The sequence below is a fragment of the Nocardia abscessus genome, from assembly GCF_015477775.1.
Taxonomy (GTDB): domain Bacteria; phylum Actinomycetota; class Actinomycetes; order Mycobacteriales; family Mycobacteriaceae; genus Nocardia; species Nocardia abscessus_A.
The window spans coordinates 268,185-287,712 of record NZ_JADLQO010000005.1 but is presented as its reverse complement, the minus strand read 5'-3'; the positions used below and the strand labels follow the sequence as shown (position 1 = coordinate 287,712).

Annotated in this window: 1 protein-coding gene (running past one end of the window); it reads left to right on the top strand. The window is 66.2% G+C overall.

What is annotated here, in order from left to right; all coding sequences use genetic code 11:
• Positions 1-19,528: the 3' end of a LuxR C-terminal-related transcriptional regulator gene (locus IU450_RS16360; RefSeq protein ID WP_195150636.1), read on the top strand. The gene continues 30,911 nt to the left of window position 1, outside the view; only the last 19,528 of its 50,439 coding nucleotides appear in the window; the start codon falls outside the window, past its left edge; the stop codon is at positions 19,526-19,528.

The window sequence follows — 19,528 nt, the reverse complement described above, 5'->3', positions numbered from 1 at the left end:
CCAACTCCGCCCGATGAAGACCAGGGGCCTCGACCCTATCGCTATTGCCGTCGAAACCATCCGTAACAAACGCAACAACATCGACCGGGCCGCCGTCACCGTCGCCGGGCACATCCACTACATCGTCGAAGTCGAGGGCGAAATTCTCGTCTTCGACACCCTCATCGACGACGCCGACAACGACACCATCCACGTCCGCAACTACGACGGCGACGAAAACGGTGAGAACAAATGGAAACCCTCGTACGACACCTTCGAAGAGGCCTTCGTCGCCTACTTCAAGAGCACCGACGGCACCCCCACCCCCGCCCGCCGCCAACTCCCCCGGTCCCTGCACCGCAATCATCCGGTCCAGCTCCGGGGGCGACCCGACGAGGAAACTGCGGCCGGAAGCACGGACTCGAGCAGACACGCCCCAGAATCCAGCCCAGGAACGGGCACGTCGGTCCGTGCAGCCGCGGCCGCGAGAGCTGGTCGTGGCCGGGATCTGATTCATCGGTTGGACTATCGGACGGCAGAGTCCGAGATCGTCGATCCGCCGAGGAGCGAGGACGATCCGATTGAAGACCCGGCCATGGTGCACATCGCGCGAGCGCAGGGATTCGACTCTCTGCCGATACATGCCACGCCCGAGGAAATCGATGCCCTTGTCGCTGCCGGTGATCACGAGGTGTTCCGTGGCGTCCGCGACCCACGTTATGCCGCAGAGCTCAGGTCGGGTCGATATCTCACGGGTATCCCCGGAAGTTCGTCCTTCGGCATCGGGATCTATGCGAGCACCGACAGCGAAGTCGCGCTCGGCTATTCCGACGACCGATCCGACGGTGTCATCCGGATGGCGCTGCCGCGGAGTGCGCGAACGATCGGCTTCTCCCGGCTGCGAGAGGAGATGGATGCGGAGATTTCCGCCCTCGACGACGAAGAGCAGACGCTGGCAACACGCGAACAGAGTTCCGAAGTGCGCGCACGCCGCAGGGATCTCGCGGTCAAGCGTGAAATCCTGTCGGACGCGGGCCGATACGCGGCCGTCCGCGGCTACGACGCCTACTACGTGCGCGAGGAAGGAGCCGCCGACGTCTGGGTCATTCTGAACCGGTCGGCAGTGGTCGTCGCGGCGGAGCCGACAGCGCAATCCGCTACCCCGGATGCGAAGCAGGCCCCATCCGGTAACAGCATCGACCCCGTCGCCATCGACCTCGGCGATCCGGACGGGACGACGCCGACGGGGCAAAGGGGCTTGGCGCATACCAGACGCCTCGCGGAAGCGGAGCTCGTCAAGCTGCGCGAAAAACGTGATCTCGCCGCCCATCTGCTGAAATTGGACCCCGGGAAGAGTGACAGCGCATTGCTGCGCGAGATCGCGGCCACCCATCCGTTCGACGACGCCTACGCGCTGCGCACCGGCCCTCGCGGCAAAGAACTGACCAGCGACATCGAGAGACATCTGGTCACCGAATACCAGATCCGCCGCCTGGACGGCGCCGCGACCGACCTGCTGCACGCCCAGGTCCACGCGGCACTCTATGGCGGAAGCGCCAACAAGGAGACAGCTCGGGTAACGGGGATCCTGCAGGAGAGCAGCGCAGGCGCGGGCGTACTCGCCGGCAGCACGGCTCGGTCCATCCCCTACGACGGCCGCGCATCGGCTGCCCGCATCATCAACGATCTGTATCGAGCGGAGGTGATATCGCACCCCGATCGGTCGAGCGCCTCGACCGAGGTCACCGTGGCGGACTTCGAAGCCATGTCGGGAGGCAGGTTCACAGAACCGTCCACCCCACACCGCATCGACGCCATACTCAGGCTACTCGGGGATGACGCCTCGGTGGTCGTCGACAGCGGAGGCGAGCACGCGCGGCCGTTCGTCCTGCACTGCTACGACAACAAGGTCGTACGGATCGACCCTGGCGCGAGCGACGGCGTGACTCCGTTCCGCGTGGACGCTCAGGGTCCACCCGCCCGGGCCCTCTTCCTCGACGGCAACGGTGAACCGGTGCCGCCACGCTTGTTGGACTGGATAGAAGCCACCTACAACCTCGAACATCCGTTCCGGCTCGCCACCGACCGCGGGGTTTCGGGTGATAGCGAAGTCGCCCCCGGGGTGTGGGGAGAATTCGGAGCGGCAGGTGTACTGATCAGGCATGTCGATGACACCGGGACCGCCAGGTTCTTGGTCGCGAAGTCGGCGCCGGGCTATTCCCAGGGAAACTGGCAGCTTCCCGGCGGCGCGTTGCATTCCAAGGAAACTCCCGCCCAGGGTGCCACCCGTGAACTCATCGAAGAACTCGGCGTGCGCGAAATCGTCGCGCAAAACCTGCGACTGATCGATACCTCGGTTGTCCGCGCGGCCCGGGGAAGGCCCAAGAACTGGACCTACACCATCTTGCTAGCCGATACACCCGAACGGTTCGACGTCGCCAGCGATGGCGGCGAGACCGAACATGCCGCATGGCTCACCCGCGACGAGCTGGAGGCGCTGGCGGCCCGGGGTGAAGTCCATTCCGCACTCGCCGCGGAACTTCCCGCTCTCTTCGATCGTCCGGCTTCTCAGCCACCTCGGCAACCCTGGAGTCCACTCGCCGCGTTCCGGAACGTATACGACGCGATCGGAGGCAACTACTACATCCACGCGGAGATGGTGAAAAAGAATCACCCAGGTCTGGACGAGCGATTGTATCCCGGATACGTCGCGATCCGCACATATACCGGCAATCTCTACTACTGGGAATTGAACGCCGCCCTCCGGTCCGGCGATCCCGCACGTATCAGCGAATACCACCACCTGATCCAAGGCATCACTGCCGCGCTGCACACACTTCCTCTCCACAACGGCGTGGTGGAACGGGAAATCGTCGTGCCGCCCAGCGAGCTCGTCAAGTTCTTGGCAAAATACCGGCGAATGAAGGTCGTCACGGAGCCCGCATTCATCAGTGCCAGCAAGAAGCCCGGCACCTTCAGCGGAAATGTGAAGTTCATCATCCACTCGTCCACCGGTCGCGACATCTCGAAGATCTCGGCGAGTCCGAGCGAAGCCGAAGTGATGTTCGCCCCCGGCGCCCATTTCCAGGTCCTGCGCCGGACCCGGCAGAAGGGGCAGTGGGTTATCGAAATAATGGAAGTGGCGGGTACTCACGAACTCGAAGATCACGACGACCAGGGCGCCGCTCAGCAATCGATCGAGGCCGGCAGCATCCAGCGCGATGTTCGCGACACCACTCCCGGCTCCGACTCCGTCGCGATCGACCTCGGCGACGGCGACGAGCACGAACCCACACCACCGATCGACAACGCCGAGTCACCCGGCCCGTCGGCCGCGGCGGCGGAGGGACCTCGGGCGAGCAGGACGGCCACCGAGATCGTGGCCGCCCTGGAACACGCCGACTGGCTGCCGATCGAGGTCAGGTCCGCTGTACGTGATAACCGGCGAGCGTTGGCCCGGCGTGTCGACAGCCTCCCCGAACTGCAGCGAGAATGCTTGCGCCAGAGACTCATCGAGGGGCACACGACCGCTGCGGTGGCCAGCCTTCTGGGCAAGAGCCGCGGGGCCGTCACCATGGCCCAGCGCCGCGCCATGGCGAGCTTGTCCGAGATGCTGCCGCCCGGTTCGCGGGCTTGGCTGCAGGCTCCGCAGAAGACAGCGCAGATTCAGGCGGCCGAGCAAGACAGGACCCCCGACGCGACCGCGCCGCCCGTGATCTCCGAAGAAGACGCGGCGCTCGACGCCGAAATACGTGAGCTGGAGCGTGCGCTCGGCATCGAGACCGATGCCGAGCGCACACTCGAGCTGACGTTGTATATGGAGGACAAATTCCGGAATGTAGCCATCGCGGCGGGTGTGGAGCGGCCCGAGTTGCTCTTCGGACGTAAGGAGTGGCTGAGCTGGCTGGAAGCTCGCCACTACGCCGAACAGCATCTCGGCGACGAACTGAGCGTGGAGTTCGTCCTGAAATTGCATGAGCTGCTCGGGCAGCGGATGGCACCGGAGTCGGCAGGAAAGTTCGGTTTTCCGAAAAACAGGAACTGGGGCTCGTTGCACTGGCCCGCATCCGAATACGAGCGTGCGGCAATCAGTGCCAACCGTCTTCTCACCTATGTGCCTGGGCCGTTCGAATCCGGACCGTACGGTGTCGTGTTCTATCCGGCAGACGAGGGTAAGCCAGGAGCGCGCCGGGCCCGTGTCCTGGATGCGCCGTTGACCGAGGCGGAGATCGCGGCCATCAATGACGATCCATTGCTCGGATACCTGCCCACATTCCAGACCCAAGAATACGGGGTCATCCTGTACCCGAATTTCGGCGGCCCGGACGGGACGGCCGCGGACGTAGCAGCGATGTGCGAGTGGTTCAACGCCGCAGTGAACAATCCCGACAAGGATCCCTACGAAGTAGCCACAGACCTGGAGCTGTGGAGCATTTCCGGGCATCACGGGAAGGGCGACTACCACGGCCGGCTGTCCAGGATCCTGCTGAATTGGGCGCTCGAAAAGCAAGGGAAGCCCGCCAGCGCCATTCCGGAGTTCGACCAAGATCTCCTCACCATGCGGGGCGACTGGGTGGACACGGTCAAGGCGGGAAGCCTGCGGTACCGACTGCTCGAAGCCCAGGTCGAACAAACCGCGGGTACAGCTGATCCGGTGTCACTGCTCGGTCTCGTCGGTGCGCGAGAGCGCTACCGCCGCATGGGTGGGAGGCCCGCGCCGTTCGTGCCCGGAGAAGAGCACGATGCCCACGCTTGCAAGCTACTACTGGCCACGCTGCTGTCGGACGCGCCGCTCCCCGAAACCGACGAGCAGGTACTGGCAATCGTCGACCGATCGCTGCGCGACGGGCCGAATGGGGGCGGGGACACAGCGCTCCAGCCGGATAGCACCGCGCACGAACCCGCGGAGCCGACATCATCCGGTAACCGCATCGACCCTGTCGCCATCGACCTCGGCGATAGCGATGCGTCCAAGCGAACGACAGCCTCGTCCTCAGGGACGAGCCGATCCACCTACGACACGATGCCATTGCCGGAAATTCCGCTCGAACCTGCGGACGACATCGAACTGGTCTGGCCTGAGGTGGATTCGCGCGGCTGGTTCGTGGTGCCCGGGACGGGGCCCGACAAGCAGCCTTATCACACCAGCGACCCCGAAAACGGCGACCCTTTCATCCTGCTCGCCAACGGAAAGTTCGTCACCGCCGACGCGTCGCACGAGGATCTGCTCAGCGCACTCCTCGCGCAGGGCGTATCGCTGGATGAGATCAGCGGCTTCGGATGGTGGCGGATCAGCGGCCGCGTGAAGGGTCTCGATGCGTTCAGCCAAGGTTTCGAGGAATGGAACGGGGATCCGATGAACCCCGCCCAGATCCTCGACGCCTTGGAGAACAGCGAAGCCGATCTCAGCGTGTGTGAATTCGACGCACAGTTCGGTTCCGAGCACCAGGGCCTGCTGTGGCGAGGCGCGGCAGCCGAGATGCCTGTCGGACAGATACTCAGCCACGAAGGCGACGCATACAAGCTGCTGTCCGGCTACTCGTCCGCCGACGACGGCACGGGTAACCGCGTTGTCTTCTGGAACGACCTGGTCGCCTGGGAAGCGACCGCCGAGGGCCAGTCGTTCACCATCCGGGTCAACGCGGCCCGAAGTGAACCTGCCGAGGTCACGATCACCGTGCGCGCCGACGGTGACTCTGTCGCAGCGCACTACACCGCTGTCCGGTTCGGACAGGATCGAGCGCGAGCAGCGGCCGCGTGGTCGGTCGTGCACGACAAGTTCACCTCCTGGCTCACCGATTCCGGCGCGACCTGGGCGAAGGGCAGCGAAACGGCTCCGACCGAGGACATTTCCGTCGCGGCCCGACCCGCGGCAGTGGCGGAGCCGGCCCAACGGTCCGAGCGAATCATTCGTGCCGAGCCGGAGGGTCGATACAGCCCGAACGCGGCGTCGGAAGCCGCGTCCTGGCTGGCCGAACAGCTCGACGGCTGGCCCACCGAACAGGTGAACCTCGCGTGCGCCGAACTCACGGCCATGGTGACCGACGCCGCCGAACACCGCCGCGGCAGAGTCCACCTCGTGTCGGAGACAACCGATGACCGGCTGCGCGTGACGCTGCTCGACACGCACGCCGCCTCGACGCCGCGGAACGCGCGAGGCGGTATTCCGACCCGCTCCGGCCTCGCCGTTCTCCCCGGGCGTACTGCGGTAGTCGATGATTCGACGCCGATACGCTCCGGCGTCGAGCTGTTCAAACGCCATGAGGACGGCTGGCACCAAGCCGTATGGTTCGAACTGCGCAAGCCTCACCCGGACCAGGGCACAAGCCGAGCCGACGACAATGGATCACACGCGCCGAAAGACGATCCGGCCGACACATCGGCGACCGCCGAAGGGCCGGATCCCCGAACCACTGCGCCGCACGCGCCCGGTGCTCGGATGTCCGCCACCGAATTCGCCGCGCGGCTCACCGCGGCCGAACACTCCGGGCCGCCTGTTCGGACCAGCACCAGCGATAGGTACAGCCAGAACAGCATGACGGAGCTGCTCACCTATCCCGACGGATTCGCGGTGATCGAGAAGAGCCTGCTGACGCGCAAGGGCCGTGCCGCCGAGATCCTGGCGTCAGCGATCGGCTATGCGGTCGAGGCGCCCGTACCGCCGGTGATCCCCGATCCCGACCGTGACGATGCCGTGCTGATGCCGTGGCTGCCGGGCGACACCGACCTGGACTTCGATGCGCTGGCGGCGTTGCAGAACCATCCGGACGCGCACCAATTGGGTTTCCTCGATGTGCTGGTCGACAATTGGGACCGACAGGACAACGTGTTGCGCGACGGAGACCACTACTACGGCTTGGACCACGCGTACGCCCTGAATCGGCCGCTGGACCCGAGTTCGAGCCCGCTGTCGCAGCTCTACGTCAGTGGTGTCGACATCCACAGCGAAGCGGATCCGTACGAATGGGTGACCAACGACCGTAGCCTGTCGGAACTCGATCGGTACCGACGCGCCATCACCACGCAGAGATCGCTGTTCGTGGTGTACGGATCTGTGGACGGGTATCTCCGCGTGCTCGCGCGACAGGACAAGATGCGGGAGCACTCTCGCGAAATGGCTGCGCCACAGGCGGACCCAGTCGCGCGAAGATCGGACGAGACACCGTCGGATGCCGACCGAACGGTGGTCGATGACCGCGAGATCGCCGAGTTCTGGCGGGATTTCCAGGAGTTCTTGATCCGCAGCGGGATTGTCGCACCATCGGACCCGGCCCTCGATGCACTGGCCCTCGCCCGTACATCGGATGTCCGGGCCGCCTTGACCGCCCTTACCGATCGCCAACGACGTCTCATCGACCGGTATTGGCCACTTCTGTCGAACGCCCCGGCTACAGGGCAGGCACAACCCGGCGCTCTCGAGTCCGAGGCAACCGAAATACTGGATGCGACCCGCGCGCTCGCGATCGCCGCGGTGTCGGAGATCTACAGACTCTCCACCGGCCAACCGGACGACAGCACCGCCGGCGAATCGCCCCGAACGACCGCCGACCGCGTCGCGAGTGAGGACAACACTGAAACCCACCCGCGCAGTCGAGCCGAGCAGCGCCTCGTCGACGAGACCAACCGAATCGAAAAGCCCAATCCCTCGACGGAATCCGACACGGTCGCAATCGACCTCGGCGACAGCACACCCCCGTCCGACGACCAGACCGCCCCAGTCGAACCAACTCCCGACACCCGCTGGGCTTTCGGCAGCGCCGAGGGCGAGGGAGGATCCACGCTTCCAGCCGATCCACACCCCACCCAACAGGAGGAGAAGCACGCGGCGAGGGCGATCGCCGCACTGCGCCATCAGTTCGGGGAGCACGCGACACTGTGGTCGCTGGTCGAGCGCGTCGACCCCGATGAGGTAGTCGATGCCGCCCGAGCCCGCGCCGGAAGGAATGCGCGCTGGTGGTTCTCGCTGTCCACCGAACAGCAGGCGGGAATGGTGGCGGTACACCCCGCCCTGATCGGCAATACCGACGGCGTCCCGTACACCGTGCGCGATTACGCCAATCGCCGGTCCATCACCCGGCAGCTCACGCAGCTGCGCCGGATCGTCGGGCACCGCGAACTCACCGCCGCGGAGAAGGCGCATCTGCTCAACCTGGAGGCCACGCGGGATCAACTGGCCGAAATAGAACACCGCGTGCGTGAATTCGGTTCGCCGCCGGTACAACTCCTCGCCTACGACGCCGAGAAATACGACGGCAACGGCCGGATCTCCGTCTCCATCGGAGACGCCGACGAGGCGACGAACGTCACCCGCCATGTCGGCGGCTTCGGGACCACGCTGCGGTCACTGCTGTACCGATACGGGTTCGCGGGTGCGCAGTACGAGATGAACTCACGGTATGCCCCCGAAGAGACCGTGGCGGCCATCATCGATATCGGCTACGAACACCCGACCAAACTGCTGAAGGGAACGGCGCCGGTTCTCCCGTTCGATCCCGCCTATCACCGGTTCGCCGGAGTCGGTGGCTATGTCGTAGCGCGAGATACGGCGTCCTACAACGCGACTCGTGAGGCATTGGCCGAGCATCAGGGAACCGCGCCGCCGCGCCTGCATACTCTCCTCGGGCACAGCTACGGCACCACGACCGTGTGCTACGCGGGCCGGGACGGCCGGCTGGCCGGCGAGATCGACCAGGTGATTCTGACCGCCTCCCCAGGCGCGGGCCCGATGACCCGGGCCACCGACTTCGGTATCGGAGCCGAGAACGTCTATGTGCTGACGGCGACCCGTGATCCCATCGCCTGGCTCGGCGCCACCACTCCCGACCGGCGCGGCCGATTCCTCAACCGCGGTCTGGGACCGGATCCGGCCGGCGAATCCTGGGGGGCGGTACGGGTCACCGCGGAGCCACCGAAGACACCGGAGTTCCGCAAGCGCACGCAGGTCCATCAGGGTTACAACTCGTATGCCGATATCGAGGCCCGGGTGCCGACCGAGTCGCTGGACAATATCGGCCTGATCACCGCGGGCCGTGGCGCCGAGGCCACCCGTGCCGAACATCGACCGGCCGATGCGGGCCGCCGTCCGGCGCTTCGTGTCACCGATCCGGAACGCCGGCGGGCCGCCCGCACCCGCGCACTGAACGATGGCTTCGCTCCGGCGGAGGCCGCCGAAATCGAACAGCTCATCGCTGAACTGCTGACCTTCCGCGACAAGGACGGTAATCGTCCGTTCGCCTACCTCGAGAACATGCCGATTCCCAGCGCCGCCGAACCGTCCGGGCCGGAGTGGGTCGCCAACCGCGGGCAGTGGTTCCGTGCGCTGCTCGACGGCGACCGCGCCAAGCTGCGGACCGTAGAACTCACCGCCAAGGATCTCTTCGAACTGAAGCGCTTGCTGCGACGCGCCCCCATCTACCTGACGCTCGCGCTGGTCGTCGCTACCGGTTTGAAAGCCGAACAGCTGCTGGGTATTTCCGATCTGGGTCCGCTGTTGTTCGAGCAGGAGAAGCGGATACAGGGCGACAAGACGATCACCGTCTGGAAGTTCCGGACAATGCCGGAGGACGAGCCGGAAGGACCCACCAGCAACGCTGCCATCGATCGGGCCAGTCCGTTCCAGCGGTTCCTCCGCGACACCTCGCTCGACGAACTGCCGCAACTGCTGTCGATCGCGACCGGAACCATGTCGTACCTGTCGGGCCGACCCATGCTCGACGGCGACCGTGCCCGGATGAGGAAAGTACTCACGCCCGAGGAGTACGAGTTCTGGGAACAGCACCTCAAGAACGACCTGTGGTCGGCGCTGCACTTCCCCGGCTGCCGGGGCCTGAACCGCGAGTCACCGGAGTACCTGCGCACCAGATATCTCGCGGCCCGCCTCTATTCGCTGATCGGAAGCCGTTCGATCGACGAGTACATGCTCGGGGTGATCGACCGGTACCTGCTCGGCATGGTTCGCAGCGAGGGTCGCGTGCTGGTACAGAAGCTCGCGGCCCACCTGCACGGTCGCTTCCTCTCGAGCCAGGGTGTTACCGAAATTTCCTCGCGCGCATCGAGCACCCGCGACAACAGAAAGACCCCCGGCAACGGCATCGACGCCGTTGCGATCGACCTCGGCGACGAAGACGCCGCGGACGACAATTTTGCCGAAGGTCCGCTGACCGGCGCTCCTCTGAATCCGCTCGACGGCGCTCAGGTGGTACGGCTGATCCTCGACGGCCCGTCGGTACCGGTGCGATGGCAACCGGCCGCGCAGCTGCCCGATGGTGTGCTGCTCGCCTCGGCCGCCGAGCCGGATGTCGACCTCGACGCGATCCGCCAGAGGTGGGAAGCACTCCTGGACGACTATCCGGAATCGGGGTGGCGTATCGGCGGAGGGCTGTTGTTCCGTGGCGACACGCGTCCGCGCACCGTCCCGTGGGCGGACGGGTTCGTCCCGCTGTCACAGCGCGACGGCAAGGTTGTCTACACGACGGTGCGGGTGAATCGGGCGGCCGATTACGGCCAATTGGTGATGATGGACGACGAGACCTCGGAGTGGACCCTCGTCCACCAGATCTACGTCATCGACGCGCCCGGCGGATTCGGAGTGGTGGACGAGAACGGCGGCGTCGTCTCCGTGCACTGGCCGGGAGGCCTGCGTAGCGACCGCATCATGGGGTGTTTCGAGATTCCCGCGAAAGTTTGGCAAGGCGATTTCGCCGCCCTTGCCGACGAATTACCGCGGTACTGGCGCCCCAACCCCGGATACTTGCCGGACGAGCCGACCGATACCGGGAAGACACCCGGCACCCCCCGAGACCCCGTCGCGATCGACCTCGGCCCCGACGACGAAGACTCCGGGGGCCGCGATGTCGTCGTTCCCGGGCACCCGACCGGTACCCCGGCGGGGGTTGCCGAGCTGGTGGGCAAGGATCTGTCGTTCCGCGACGATGTCGCCCAACAGCTTTTCGCACAGCACATCCCGGCGGGTGAGCCGCCGGTGACGACGACTCGCGCCGCATGGGAGCGGGATGTCCGCCGTGCGGTGCGCAGTGTGGAGGCGAGGCTCGCCGGCCTACGCCCCGGGCCGGGGAAGCAATCGGGATCGGGTTTGCTCGGCCTGCCGCCGTTGTCCGAGATGTTCTGGCCACGAGAGGATCCGGCGGACGACGGCGAGCCGCCTGTCGGCCTGCACAGCGCGCCGATACTCGACGGCCGCGTCCCTGACAGCGCACGGGCGGGATCGGGTGGGAATCACATCGAATTCGGCCCACCCGCGTGGGTGTACGCGGCATTCGCCGTCCGCAATCCCTGGCCGCCCGAGGTACGGCCGCAGGTGCTCGACTGGTGCGTGCGCCAGATTCGGCAACGGCACGGCGGCGCTGCGGAAGCCGACTTCCACCGCTACCTTGCGGTCGAAGCACGAATCGCGGCAATCGGCCAGGCCCTCCACGCGCCCACAGACATCGCTACCGAGCCCGGCCGGTACACCGATCTGCTGTCGGCGTTTTCCACGAACATCACCCTCGTGCGCCGCGAAGCGGCCATCGGTCGGGCCCTTCTGCAGCGTGAGAAGCTCACCGCCGAGTCCGCGTACCTGGACGCCCTGCGTCGGGAAACAGGACATCGACCGATACCCGAGGACGAATGTCGGCGTGTGCTCGAACGATTCGCGAGCGACCTGTCCCAGGGACAACCGTCGAACCCCGACGCCTATATGACACCCGCACTCGATGAGCCGCTCCCACCGCGGCTCGAGTCTTCGATTCGACGCTTGCTGGAAAACCGACAGCAGACCGAGTTGAGCCGCGCGATCCGGCCTCCATCGAAGCAGACACAGACACAGAGCAGAACGCACAGACTGAACGTGTCTCGCGCCGCCTACGAGCCGGACCCCACACGCGAGGGGGCGGAGCGCCTCCGCATGCACGCCGCGGTGATGATCGATCAGGCCGAATTCGGCGATGTTGAGCTGCTTTTCGAGCTCGATGCCTCCGGAATCATCACTGCCTACGTCGAGCCCGGCCCGGCCGGCGACTTCCTACCGGAGTATCGGTCCGCTCGGCGCGACGCAGGGCGAGGGTCGTTCCTCGACATGGTTCGGCACTTCGTGCGCGGCTTCGGCGCCGATGTGCTACAGGTGAAGGTGGCCGACGACTCGGGCGCCGCGGAACTGCACGGTCGCAACCTGCTGCTGCGCGCGGGCCTCGCACCGGTCGAGAACGCGCCCCAGTGGCTGAGCGAACGCTGTGCACGACCGGCGGTCGCGGCCGACCCCGTCGCTTCGGGCCTGGATCGACGACTCACTCGCGAGCAGGTGCTCGGGTTGATGGAACAGGTCCGAGTGACCTCGCCGCACGAGTCCGAAAACCAATGCGGCGTATGGCATCTGCCGCTGCCCGCCGGACCGGGCGCGACCTCGGAACCGATGGTGACCGTCCGGGTGTACCTGGACGAGGCGGAGCGTTTGGGCTTCGATCTGGACTCACTTGCCGCGCCGGCAGCGGAAGCGTCGGACCTGTTCCACCAGGCCGGGGTGCGGGGCCCGCGGCTACTCTTCGACTCCGAATCGTCGCCGACGGCCCTGGATTTCAAGACGCGCGTGACGATTCACGAACACATCGCGGGTGATGAAGTCCTACCGGACGAGGGTTGGGACCGCACAACCGAGGACGTCTTCCTCGAGTTGTCTCGACTACACGGCCAGTCCTCCACTCCCTACACGAAGTATTCATGGGACCGGGAGCAAAGACGCCGGGTGCTGGCACTGGAGCACGGCGACTTCGACCACAGGCTGGACACACTGATCGGGGGCGTCCCGCTCTTCGTCTCGTGGCAGCCGAGGCTCTTCAACGAGGGCGAAGATCTAATGGGCTTCACGCACGGCAACCCGATCCGCCGCAAGATGCGGCGCGGCGCCGACGGCCGCATCGGGTTCACTGATTCGAAACTCGCGCAATACGCGCCCATCGCGTGGGATTGGGCCCGGTATTACCTCGTGAACGACTGGGCCGACGACACCGAACGACGTGCCGTGCACTCCGAAATCCGCACGATCCTGCAAGACCGATACGGAGACGGTGTCGGTGACGAACTGGTATCGGACTTCGAGCGCTACGTGCTGCTGGAGGCACGCAAGTCGATCATCGGCGACGCCTACCGGCTACCCAAGAAGATCGCCACAGGGTTCGCGACCATCGAGGAGGTACTTCCGGACTTCTACCGGAACGTCGCCCTCGTCCGCCGCGCCGCCGGGCAGGACCCCATCTCCGAGGATGCGGTTCACGATCTGCTGGCGGAATGGGCGCTGCGTGAGCTAGAACTGCTGGACACGCCCGCCACCGCGGCAACTACCTGGGAGATTCCGCCCGTTCGTGCGACGGAACCACGCCGGTGGATGCGGCGGATGCTGCACGCAGCCGACCGGGAGAACGGTGCCGGTCACCACGACGTGGACGAGTCGGCGGCACTGGCCGCCATCCAACGCTGGGACGGACCGCGACGGCTGGAGCCGATCAGACTGCGCTGGTTGGGCTCTTCCTCGGACAACGTCATCACCGCCGTCGTGACGGCTGCGGTCGTGGAAGGCACGCGCATCCGCGGCGAGGTCCATTTCACCTTTTCCGTAGATGCCTCCGGTCGGATGGTCGCAGACTGCATCGCCGACTTCGAAGACCAGAAGGCCGAGCCTCTCGTGCTCGACTTCGTTCGTGACGCGGGCGCAGACCGGCTTCGGGTGACGTTGATCAGCGACTGGCCGGCGGCGGCTCGGGCCGGATTCGACTGGAACAGGGAGCATCTCGGTGAGCGGGAAGTAATTCGAAAGTCCCTCTGCGACGCCATCGACGACCTCGAGCAGCGCGAGCGGACCGTCCCGCCCGGCGTGGCGGAAGTAGGCCGAAGGTTGCGGGCGGGTGACCTCCCGACACCGAAGGAACTGTTGGATGCCGGCCTGATCGACGCCGGTGTGCCTTTCGAGAAGATCGTCGCACCGTGGGCCGGGTGCATCGATATGGCCGACGCACCCGCTGCCACGGACCTCGAATGGAGTCGACCCGAAGCAAGGCCGGTCGTAGCCATCCCCACCGACCCGCCCGCACCGGAGACGTTGCTGGACAACATCAAGCGCGAAGGCAACGGCACGCTGGACTCGAAGGTTGCCGCCAGGCAGATCCTGCGGGCCAGGCTCCGAGCCCCCGACTACGAGGGAAACAACAAGCGGGCGTGGCGCTACCGAGACGACAACGGCAATCGGATAGTCGTGCACCAGATACTGCCGACGACCATGGGGGAAAAGGACCTCACCCGCAACCCCGATCCGTCCCATCGAAATATCCGCTGGTTCCATCGGCTTCCGTTCGATGCACCCGATGCCGTGCAGCTTGCCGGAACTGTGACCGATGTTCCCGCGCGGGTATACCGGTGGCGCGATTACTACGTGGAGGAGTTCGCCGACGGACGCACCCCCGCACCGGACGATCCGGACTGGAACATGGTGCTGGACCGACTGTTCCAAGTGAAACGGCAACTGCTGAATGTGCGGCTGCCCGCGCACCTTCAGGTGCGGCCGGTTACCGAACACCTCCACCTCTACCTCGATCAGCAACGCCGCAACTACCGTCGTCGCGCGCCCTGGCTGGATCGGCTGTTCCGCCTCGCGCCGCACCAGGCATGGTCGCCGGAGACCGACGACGCGACCTGGCGGCCGAGCCTCAATCACAACGACATGACGCTCAGCAACCTGCGAATCAATGACGAGAACGACACCGCGACGCTGATCGATTGGGACAATGCCGCCGTCACCCACCCGCTGTGGGATTACGTGACCATGCTGTGGTCGAACTGGCCGCCGGGGATCGCCGAGCAGGTCGAGGACAGGATCAGAGCCGAAATTCGCGACCTCGAGGCCCACGGGCTGGTCGGACCGGGCGCCGAAGCGGAACTGGATCGGCTGCTGACAATGGGGTGCCTCGACTCGCTGTACGCCGATTCGCGCAATTTCGTCCAGCAGATCGCGGAGGATGCCGGCAAGGCCGACCGGCTCATCGGACGGTTCTACTCCGACTATCGACGGCTGTGCCGCCTGCGCGGATGGGAGCCGGAGTCGCCGGATGTCGTTCGCACGCTGATGCTGGAAGCGGTGAACGAGGTGTGCACGAGGCAGGGGCTGCCACCGCTGCCGAATGAGCCTGCGGTGCCGCCGAGCCGGCAGGCCCCATCATCCGCGGAAAGTCCGGAGGCTGTCGCGCCAACGGCAAACCCGGATTCGGTTCTGCCGGCCGCCGAGGTTCCCGGCGACACCGAACTGCTGGCTGTCGTGCAGGGTCTGCTGGATCGACGGTACGGTCCCCGCGACTACGTCGTGACACCGACCGCCGCGCGGTACACCGACAACGCCGGGAACCGGTGCTTGACCGTATCGGCCACCATCGTCGCCGAGGGCAGGTGGCGCGTCGGCGAAGCGGGCGGCATGCGTTTCGATGTCGACCAGGGTGAAGTCGCCCAGGGCCTACCGGGCGTCGACGAACCGGGCGACATGCGTTTCCATGTCCGCCAAGACGAAAATGGCAGGGTCACGGTAACTTTCGACCACCTGGTGGTGGACCCGGCCTTCGCGGGCGGGCACTTCGCACAACACTTCGTTCCGCGACTACGCCAGTGTGTCGGCCCGGATGGCCGGGTCATCGTGCCCGTCAACGGCCCGACCGGCTTCACGATCGCGGCACAGCACGGTCTTCGGCTGGATTCCGATCCGGACCATCTGGCCGAATCGCGGGAGAGCACGGCGCACCTGCTGAGCACCGACCCGCGCGAACTCATCGCCGACCCGATGCTCGACCGGTTCGACCGGCCCGCCGAGGCGCGACCGACCTTCGCGGAGCTGGCCGCGTATCTCGAGCCGTCATCACAGAAGTGGCCGCAAGACCGGCGGTGGTGGGGCGTGCTGGACAGCGCGTCCGCGGACGTTTCCGATCCACTCCCCGGCGCGGCTCCGCGACCGACAGCCCGGATGGCGTCCCTCGGTTCCGAGACCAAGGATCCCGGATTGACCGGAACCGACATCGAACTTCTCACCACGCTGTTCCGCAACCGAGCCCACTTCGCCGGGAATCATCACGGGGTCTGGATCTTCGAGCTGAACGGCCGGAAGGTTGTCATCCGGGCGTCGATCAATACGCCCAATCCGAATTTCGATCCCCGGATCGGCCTGACGTTCGGGGAGTCCGCCGCGGTCCAGCTGTGCCGCAAGGCCGGTGTCCGGGTACCGGCGCTGTATCACGTCGGTGCACAGGAGTCCTATCCCGAGCATTACCTGTTCCACGAGTACCTCGGCGGCGAACACCCCACGCCGGACGATCCGTGGCAAGACATCGCGGAGGCCCTGTTCCCCGCGCTCGACCGCCTGCACTCCCTGCACGCCGAGCACTGGGCCGAGGCCGAAGCCGAGCAACCGGTACCCACCACCCGCGTCGAATGGGAGCAGCGGCTGGTTCGCGAGGTGGCACGGATCCCGCTGGAGTTCGACACCGATGATCGACTGCACGGCGAACTCGGTATGCCCGGCCTGTACGAGATCTTCGACGTCCGGCCCGCATCGGACGACGATATCCAGCTCGGTGTGCTGCACGGCGATCCGACCTTCCTCAATATGAAGCTGGGCCCCGATGGGGTCGGGTTGCTCGATCTGGAACTGACCCAGCCGGGATCGCCGGTGTGGGATTACGTGGCGTTCGCGACAAGGAACCCGTGGCCGACCCCCACCGTCCGGAACGAGGTCACGGCCTGGTGCCTGGCGCGGCTGCGGCGCGACCACGGCGCGGTCGCTGCCGCGGACTTCAACCGATATCTGGTGCTGGAGGCATGGAAATCCGTTGCGGGAGACAGCTTCCGGTTGCCACTGCTGATCGCCCGCGACCCGGGCTTCCTCGCCGACGCGACGGATGCGTTGCACCGCAACCTGGAGGTCGTGTTCGCGGCGGCGGGCCGTCGGGCACCGGACAAGGCCCTGGTGCGTAGCCTCTTGCAGCGATGGTCACGCCAATTCGTGCGGCAACGCGAAAACCAGCAGACGGCAACGGATTCAGCCGTCGACCGGATGGCACCCGTCGAACCGGCCAGCCATGCGACGGAACCGGACACGTCCGGACTGCCGCGGCTGACGGTGCGCGAGTTGCTGCGGGCCGCGATCGGGCACGACAGCGCCGCAGCGGATGCCGGCCCGTCCGAAGTCATCGCCACTCTGCGGTGCACCGACGGCCCAGCCAGGCTGGAACCTGTTGCGGCGGAATACGAGCCACTCGGTGATGCTGTACCGGGCGTGGTGAGCCGCATTCGGCTGCGAACCGTGCTGATGGATGGCACCCGCGAATACGGCGTAATTACCGTGTGTTTCGACCTCGACGGGTACGGACGAGTCACCGCACGCCCGGAACCGATCGGCGCCGACCTCGATCGCCTCGCCGCCGACTACGGCGGCCCGTACCTCCTCGGACCGGCCGAGGACCTGGCCCGCCGGATGGGCGCCGACGCGATCGAGGTCGAGGTCTCGCGCAAAGACGGCGTCCGAGCGGCGCGGTGCGGTTACAGCTCGGTCTCCGAGTCCGGCGGGCAAGCCGGGCCGGGTGCGCTGTTCTCCCGCCGATGGGCGTACAAGGACCTCACCGATCCGGCGGCGCCGACCACCCCGATCGCGTTCCGCCCTGCCCTGCGCCGCCCGCAGGGCACCGATTACCTGCTCGACATCGCCGAACCGGTCCAGGACGGCGGCTTGGAGCTCGACGATGCGGCCCGCATGCTGATCACCGTCGTGACGAATTCCCCTGATGTCGCCGGTCATTACACGGAGGTCTGGTGCGTCACCGACGGCGGCGGGATCCCGGTGAAGGTGCGGCGCATCGTCGCCACGCCTGGAGACAAGGATCTGGCCGCCAATCCCACGCATCCGAAACTCCTCGCCGGAGACCGGCTCGTCGACCATGTCGCGCTGGATGATGAACGTGCGGAGGATCTGGCCCGGCAGGCAGGTGTCGACGTGCCGACGACGATGGCCCAGTCCGACGACTACTCATTCCGCGAAATGGGCCCCGGCCGCGTCCCCACGACCGGTGACCCGGACTGGCCACAGACTTTGCGCGCCCTGCTCCGACAGTTGCGGCGGTTGCAGGCGGTCGAGCTGCCCGACGATCTGTCGGTCCGCACCGTAGCCGACCAGGAACAGCTGTACCTGAGCATGCAGCGGATCAAGCAGGAACAATCTCATCCGTTCCTGCTCGAGATGGGAATACCGCTGCCGCACGAGATCTGGGTGCCGGGCGACACCACCTGGACGGCCGGGCTGAGCCACGGCAACGCCACCTTCCGCAACCTGTGGGTCCGGCCCGACGGCGAAGTACGCCTCGACAACTGGAATCTCACCGGTGTCCGGCACCGGTTGTGGGACTACGTCACCGTCTTCTGGAATCCGTGGCCCCCGGAGGCCCTCGGCCGGGTGACGATCATGGTGGAGGACGAAATCCGCGACCAGCACGGTGAAGCCGGAGTTCGGGAGTTTCGGCGGCTGCGTGCCATGGCCGCCCTCGACTCGCTGTACACCGACTCCCGACACTTCGTGCACAAGATCAGCCTCGACCCCGCCACCGCCGGCCCCCTGACACGTCGCTTCTACTCCGACTACCTCGCCCTGTGGAGCTACGCCGAGACGACCGGGCAGTGGCCGTCACGGGGGACGCGACTGACCTATCAGCAGATCCGCGACCTCATGCTGCATGCCGCCGACCCGAGCCTGCCCCTGCCCGACCTGCCCAGCACCGATCTCGACACCACGACGCACTCGACTCGGCGGACCACCGCCGCACCGGACCCGAGTCTGTCGGAGGTGCCGGCCATACCGGATCTGCTCGCCTCCCCCGAACCCCCTGCCGAAAGCGAGTTGCTACCGAGATTGTCCGGCCTGCAACGGGAGTACGGCCTCGAGCTCGAGCTCCGGCTGACCCGTGTCAACTATCTGCGCACCGACGACGAGTCCATCTCCGGAATACGGATCCGCGGTGTGTTCGTCAGCCGCGGCGAGAATCCGGCCGAGGCGGGCGATCTGGATCTTCGTATCGAGTTCGACGAAAATGGCTGGCTCACCGCACGATTCGACAAGATGTGGATAGAACCGTGGCAAGCCCACACCAGAGCCAGTGACCAGGTTGTCTCCGCACTCCGCGCCTACCTCCGCCGGTCCGAGGTGGAAGATGTGACCTTCACGGTGCACGGCCGCCGCGGGGCTCGCGCCGCGATCAGCCACGACCTCGACTGGAACGGCGTCACCGATCCCGACCATCTCGCCGCGGGGATGCGGGCGCTGAGCAGCCGCATCCGTGCGGATCTCGCCCTCGAGCCGGACGCTGTGGTCACCCGGGAGTTGCGACAACTCCTCGGCGAACTCGATTACCCACCGAACGACGCCGCACCGAACGACCGCTACCCCACCCTTGCCGAAATCGACCGCCACCTGCCGAGGGGAATGCATGCGGCCGACTTCTTGAAGGGATTCCACTGGACTGGCCACACCGCGCCGTGA